The organism is Microbacterium sp. Bi128, from assembly GCF_918698205.1.
In genome coordinates this window covers 1-5,105 of record NZ_CAKKMM010000292.1, presented here as the reverse complement: position 1 = coordinate 5,105, position 5,105 = coordinate 1, and the positions used below count along the sequence as shown (strand labels likewise).

The 5,105-nt window shown below is 68.5% G+C and carries 6 protein-coding genes; 3 read left to right on the top strand and 3 right to left on the bottom strand.

What is annotated here, in order from left to right; all coding sequences use genetic code 11:
• From LQV45_RS17350 to LQV45_RS17340, 3 genes are all read left to right on the top strand, one after another.
• Window positions 1-551, top strand: a 551-nt coding sequence (locus LQV45_RS17350) for a glutamate--tRNA ligase family protein (protein WP_230008095.1), incomplete at its 5' end; no start/stop codon positions are given.
• Window positions 552-560: 9 nt separating this feature from the next.
• Window positions 561-1,247, top strand: a complete 687-nt coding sequence (locus tag LQV45_RS17345) for an HD domain-containing protein (protein ID WP_230008094.1) — start codon at window positions 561-563, stop codon at window positions 1,245-1,247.
• Between the two features lie 2 nt (window positions 1,248-1,249).
• Entirely contained in the window at window positions 1,250-2,251 is a 1,002-nt protein-coding gene (locus LQV45_RS17340) for an NADP-dependent oxidoreductase (protein ID WP_230008093.1), read from the top strand.
• Here LQV45_RS17340 and LQV45_RS17335 read toward each other — a convergent pair.
• The 3 genes from LQV45_RS17335 to LQV45_RS17325 all read right to left on the bottom strand — a co-directional run.
• On the bottom strand, window positions 2,241-2,864 hold the full coding sequence (locus tag LQV45_RS17335) for a hypothetical protein (protein WP_230008092.1): 624 nt from the start codon (window positions 2,862-2,864) through the stop codon (window positions 2,241-2,243). The genes LQV45_RS17340 and LQV45_RS17335 overlap by 11 nt on opposite strands.
• Before the next feature lie 107 nt (window positions 2,865-2,971).
• The gene (locus tag LQV45_RS17330) at window positions 2,972-4,288 is read right to left on the bottom strand and encodes an ATP-binding protein (protein WP_230008091.1); all 1,317 of its coding nucleotides are present in this window, start codon (window positions 4,286-4,288) and stop codon (window positions 2,972-2,974) included.
• 121 nt (window positions 4,289-4,409) lie between these two features.
• Window positions 4,410-5,105, bottom strand: a 696-nt coding sequence (locus tag LQV45_RS17325) for an amino acid permease (protein ID WP_230008090.1), incomplete at its 5' end; no start/stop codon positions are given.

Here is a 5,105-nt window from a genome sequence, read left to right as displayed (position 1 = left end):
GGGCCGCCCGGCCGCCGGCTGTCCGGCTCCGCTCCACCGTGGCCGAGGTGACGGTGCGGGACGTGCTCCACGGCAGTTACACCGGGGTGGTCGACGACTTCGTGCTCCGGCGCAACGACGGCGTGACCGCCTACAACCTGGCCGTGGTGGTGGACGACTCCGCGCAGGGCATCGACCAGGTGGTCCGCGGCGATGACCTGCTGCCGTCCACGCCGCGGCAGGCCTATTTGGCGTCGCTGCTCAATATGCCTGTTCCTGAATATGCGCATGTGCCGCTGGTACTGAACGCCGACGGCGCCCGGCTGGCCAAGCGTGACGGCGCCGTCACGCTGGCCGACCTGGCGTTGGCCGGGGTGGGCGCGGACCAGGTCCGGGGCACTTTGCTGGACTCCCTTGGCCTCCCGCCGGGCCGCCTCGACGATATCCTCGCCGCCTTCGACCCGGCGGCCCTGCCCCGCGAGCCCTGGGTGTGGCCCGGGGTACCGGGAGCGCACAAGGGGGCGCATCCGGGAACCGGCCTCCGGGCAGGGACGGACAGCCGCGGCGCGTAGGCTGGATTCATGACCGAGCCTGCACACCCTCAGCCCCGCTTCACCGTCGAGACAGCCAAGGTCCTGGCCGAGGTGGCCCACAACCGCCAGAAGGACAAGCTCAAGCGGCCATACCGGGAACATGTGCTCGCCGTCGGGGACGCCCTGGCGGACTTCGACGACGACATCCGGATCGCCGGGTACCTCCACGACATCGCGGAGGACACCCCGATGACGCGGCAGGCACTGCTGGACATGGGGGTCTCCGAGCGTGCCGCGGACATCATCGAGCGGGTCACGAAGCGCCTGCATGAGAATCCGGACGACTACCAGGCCGGCATCCGGTACATCGCCGAGGACCACGACGCCACGCTTGTGAAGATTGCCGACAACGCGCACAATTCGCTGCCCGAACGGGTCAAGGCGCTGGCCGAGAAATGGCCGGACAAGCCCCCGGTCACCCGCTACGACGATGCCCGCCCGGTGCTCTACGCCGCCGTTCCTGTCGAGGAAACCCGGAAAATCCTGGCCCGGATCAATCCCTGGCTGTTGAACGAACTCGACGACATGCTCGACGAGGCGGATGACACGGACTACGAGTTCCTCTCCTATGACGCCCCGGCAGCAGCAGACGCCCCGGCAACGGCCGCTGCAGCAGACGCGGAAGCTGCGCCGGGAGATGCTCCGGCCGGCGACACCGGGTCCGCGCGGGACTGAGCATGCGCGCCTACGTCCTCACACGCTACGGCGGCCCGGACGCCATGGAACTCCGGGATGTTCCGGTTCCCCAGCCCGGCCCGGGTGACGTCCGGATCAAGGTTGCCGCGGCCGGGCTGAACCCGGTGGACTTCAAGTTCCGCGGGGGCGCGCTCCGGCCCATCAGCCATGTCCGCCTGCCGATCGTGGCCGGCTGCGAACTCGCCGGGACGGTGGAAGCAATCGGACCCGGGCCCAACCGCTTTTCCATCGGCGACCGCGTCTACGCCCGGGTGGACAAGGCCAGGCTTGGAGCCTTCGCCGAGCTGGTGTGCGTGCAGCAGGAATTGGTGGCCGCCATGCCGGCGTCGCTCGGATTCGCCGAGGCCGCAGGACTGCCGCTGGCCGGGCTCACGGCGTTGCAGGCCCTCCGCGATGAACTTGCCGTGGGCCGCGGCACCCGGCTTTTCATTTCCGGCGGCGCCGGCGGGGTGGGAACACTCGCCATCCAGCTCGCCAAGTATCTCGGCGCCCAGGTCACCACCACGGCATCGGCCCGCGGCGAGGCGCTGGTGCGCCGGCTGGGGGCGGACGCCGTCATCGACTACAACCGGGAGGACTTCTCCGCGGTACTGCATGATTTCGATGCGGTCCTGGACCTGGTCGGCGGCGTGACCCTCAGGGATTCCTTCCGCATTCTTAAGTCCGGCGGCAGGGTGGTATCCATCGCCGGCGTTCCCGAGCCGCTCACCGCGACGAAAGACCTGGGCTCGCCGCCGATGATCACGGCCGCTTTCTGGCTGATGAGCATGGGCATCCGCCGCCGCGCCCGGAAGGCGAAGGCCAGCTACCGTTACCTGTTCATGCACCCCAGCGGGGATGATTTGCGCACCCTGGCGGCCCTCGTCGACGCCGGCCACGTGCAGCCGGTCATGGACCGCACCTACCCGTTCGCGGACATTGGGGGAGCCTTCGCCGCGCTCGAACAGGGCCACGCCAAGGGCAAGATCGTCGTCACCCTCTAGCGGCTCCCGGCTGCCGGGCCCGCCACAGCAAACCGATGTACACCAGATCAAAGACGCTGCAGAGCGCCCCCACGCCCAGGATCAGGGGCGAGTTGCCGTACCAGCCCAGCGCGATCGTGGGCGCGAGGGTGCCGACCCACTTGGCCACGGCGATCAGCAGGGTCTGGCCGCGGGTGCCGCCCCGGGCGGCGAACATGGCGATGAACAACCCGGACATCAGCAGGTTCTGCAGGAACGCCGCGTAGCGGGCCGCGTCGTCCCAGCCAAACTGGACGACGAACAGCAGCTGGACCGCGAAGGACGTGACGCCCAGCAGGAGCGCCCAGCCGATGAACAGCCGCCGCGTCACCCAGCCCGGCAGCTCGGAGCGGCCGAACTTCAGGAAGGTGTACACAATCACGACGTCGGCCAGTCCCCACGCGATATTGAAGACCCCCTGGGCGGTGATTCCCGTCGCGATGGAGCGCATGGCGTAGATGGCCTCCCAGGCGAAATTCAGGGCCAGCGCGGCGGCCGGGATCGCGTAGCTCCGGTCCTTGAAACCGATCCGGATGGCATCGACGTAGACCACGGTCCAGGCCAGGCCGCTCACAATGGTGAGAAACAGGATCACGCTGCCTCCACTAGGCAATGACGGCTCGGCAATGACTGCAACGCGGGGTCACTTGGCGCCCATGCAGAGCCCCAACATGGGCCGCAACTGACCCCGCGTTGCTTCCCCTACACCCGGCCTAGGTCGTCGATGTCCTCCAGGAACTGCTGGTGCACTTCGGCGCTGACCGTGGTCCGGGTGTCGGCGATCGCGTCGAGGTAGTCCTGGGTGGCCGGACCCTTCCGGACGGCTTCGCGGACTGAGGCGCTGCCGCCGGACGCCGCGCCGCCGTCGTCGTACACCGCCTTTTCCAGCGCCCGCTGGGAGGCGCTGCGGGCCGCGTACTCAATGTCCGCGGGGGAGAACCCCTCGGTGCGGTCCACCAGCAGCTCGACGTCGACGTCGTCCACCACGGTGGCAGGGATGAAGCGCTGCCACATGGCCTCGCGGGCCTGGCGGTCCGGCAGACCGATCGGGATGACGTAGTCGAAGCGGCCGTGGCGCAGGAATGCGGAGTCCAGGGCGCGGATGAAGTTGGTGGCGCAGACCAGCAGCCGGCCGGGCTGTTCGCGGAAGGCCGGGATGATCTTGAGCAGTTCGTTGGTGACGCCCTGCAGGGGCGACGGCGGTTCGCCGGAGCGCTGGGAGGCGATCTCCTCCACCTCATCGATGAACACGACCGCGTGCTCGAGTTCGGCGATCTCCAGGAAGGTCTCGCGCAGCGCCCCGGCCAGCCCCTTGGGGTCTGAGGCCAGCCGGGAGGGGAAGACCTCCACGAACGGCCACTCCAGCCTGGAGGCGATGGCCTTGGCGAAGGTCGTCTTGCCCGTACCGGGCGGGCCGAAGAGGACCACCGCCCGGGGCGGCACCACCCCGTATTCGTCGGCGAGGTCGGCCTCGGCGAGGGGAAGGACCAGCCGGCGTTCCAGCAGCTCCTTCTCGTTGCGCATGCCCGCCACGTTTTCCCAGAGGTCGCGGGCCAGGATCCGGCCGCCGAGCTGGCTGAGCGGCTCGAGTTCCTGGCGCTGGACCGGGATTTTCCGCTCGAAGTAGCGCAGGTTCTTCTTCAGGGCGAAGCCGCGGCTCAGGAAGGCCTCCACCCGGGTTTCGGATTCGGGCATCAGGGCCGAGAGCTTGTTGAGCCCGTGCGGGGCCATCCGGTTCTCGACTGAGGCCAGCAGCGAGGTGCCGATGCCGCGGCCCCGGTAATCGGGCAGGGTGGCCAGGAATACGATCCAGCCCTGGTCGTGGGCGGCGCGTCCGACGGCGGCGCCCACCACCTGCTCGCCCTGCACCGCGACGACGGCGTGGTCCTTTTCGCAGGAGGCGAGCACCTCGGAGAGGGCGTAGACCGGCTCGACGTTGGTGGCCTTGAGGGATTCCCAGAGGTGCAGGATCCCGTCAAGATCGGCCGAATGGAAATCCCTGATCCGCCAATTGGTCATGAGCTGTCTCCCGGGTGGTTCGTCGCTGAGCCATGTTGAGTCTGTCCGCTGAGCATATGCGAACCACGTGCAGGAGAGGTTGCGGGGACGTTGCGTTACGCGGACCCGGACTGCCGGGATGTTACTCCGAATCCCCGCCGGTCCCACGCACGGGTCGGTTGGCCACGAGCGGATACGGGCCGGTGAACCCGTCGCGGACGGCGGCGATCTCCAGGATGCGGTGCCGGCAGAGGCGCCAGCCGAGCATCAGCAACGGGATGATGACCGCGAGGGAGGCGATGGTCCACGTTCCGACTGGCGAGTCGAAGGCCATGAGGACCAGCACCGCCAGGAGGAAGGCCAGGGTGATCCAGCCCGTGACGGGTGCGCCCGGCATACGGAACGCGGGCCGGAGCAGTTCTCCGCGGGCTGCGAGCCGGGCGAGCTGCATCTGGCACAGGACGATCATGGCCCAGGTGCTGATGATGCCGAGCGATGCGACGTTCAGGACGATCTCGAAGGCCTCGGCCGGGACCACGGCGTTCAGGATCACGCCCAGGACAGCCACTGCGGCAGTGAGGGCGATGCCGCCGTAGGGGACACCGGACTTATTCATCCGGCCGGCGAATTTCGGCGCGGAACCGGAAATGGACATCGAGCGCATGATCCGGCCGGTGGAGTAAAGGCCTGCGTTGAGCGAGGACAGCGCCGCGGTAAGGACCACGAGGTTCATGATGGCGTCCACGCCGTCGACCCCGATGGAGCCGAAGAATGTCACGAAGGGGCTTTCGCCGGCCTTGTAGGAGCTGTAGGGCAGCAGCAGGGAGAGCAGCACGAG

Excerpts from the sequence above, each read along its gene's own strand:
- LQV45_RS17345 (WP_230008094.1), top strand. The coding sequence starts at position 561 with ATGACCGAGCCTGCACACCCTCAGCCCCGCTTCACCGTCGAGACAGCC.
- LQV45_RS17340 (WP_230008093.1), top strand. The coding sequence starts at position 1,250 with ATGCGCGCCTACGTCCTCACACGCTACGGCGGCCCGGACGCCATGGAA.
- LQV45_RS17330 (WP_230008091.1), bottom strand. The coding sequence starts at position 4,288 with ATGACCAATTGGCGGATCAGGGATTTCCATTCGGCCGATCTTGACGGG.